Origin of the sequence: Cupriavidus sp. SK-3, from assembly GCF_000611145.1 — a bacterium.
GTDB lineage: Bacteria > Pseudomonadota > Gammaproteobacteria > Burkholderiales > Burkholderiaceae > Cupriavidus.
Window position 1 is genome coordinate 1 of record NZ_JFJV02000165.1, and the last position, 860, is coordinate 860.

Annotated in this window: 1 protein-coding gene; it reads left to right on the forward strand. The window is 69.5% G+C overall.

What is annotated here, in order from left to right; genetic code table 11:
* Positions 1 to 37 precede the first annotated feature (37 nt).
* On the forward strand, positions 38 to 784 hold the full coding sequence (locus tag CF70_RS16895) for a peptidylprolyl isomerase (protein WP_035866966.1): 747 nt from the start codon (positions 38 to 40) through the stop codon (positions 782 to 784).
* Positions 785 to 860: the final 76 nt, after the last annotated feature.

The window sequence follows — 860 nt, forward strand, 5'->3', positions numbered from 1 at the left end:
CCACCCACCCGCCCACTCACCCGGCAAGGAGAATGCAATGCCTGTCTTAGTCAATGGCGTCGAACTGGAAGACGCTGAAATCGAGCGCGAACTGGCTCGCCATAGCGGCTCGCCCGAGCCCACCCGGCATGCCGTGGTTGCCCTTATCCTGCGCCATCTGGTGCGTGCGCAAGCGCGGCAGCTCGGCCTGCCCGGCGACGACGACGAGGCACTGACGGCGGCCCTGCTCGAGCGGGAGGTCGGGCTGCCCGAGCCGGACGAGGCCAGTTGCCGCCGGCATTACGATAACCACTTGGAGCGCTTCCGCGAGGGCGAATGGGTCGAGGCCGAGCACATCCTGTTCCAGGTGACCCCACGCGTCCCGCTCGACGCGCTGCGCGCAACGGCCGAGGCCACCCTCGCACAGGTGCTGGCTGATCCCCCGGCATTCGCCGGGCTGGCCAGGGCCAGTTCCAACTGCCCGACCGGTGCCGGCGGCGGGCGCCTTGGCCGTGTGTTCCGCGGCGAGACCGCGCCCGAGTTCGAGCGCGCCATCTTCGCGGCGCGCCACCCCGGCGTGCTGGCCCGGCTGGTTGAAACGCGCTATGGCCTGCACGTGGTGCGGGTCGTCGAGCGCTGCGAAGGCGTGCAGTTGCCGTTCGACGCCGTGCGGCAATCCATCGCGCGCGCCCTCGCGGCGGCGGCGCGCGACCGCGCCTGGAAGCAGTATGCAAGCCTGCTGATCGGCGGCGCCAGCATTGAAGGGATCGACCTGGGCGGCGCCGAAACGCCGCTGGTGCAATAGACAACATCAACTTCCACCTCCACCTCCACCTCCACCTCCGGCAACTGGCACTGGCATTGGCATTGGCACTGGCGAA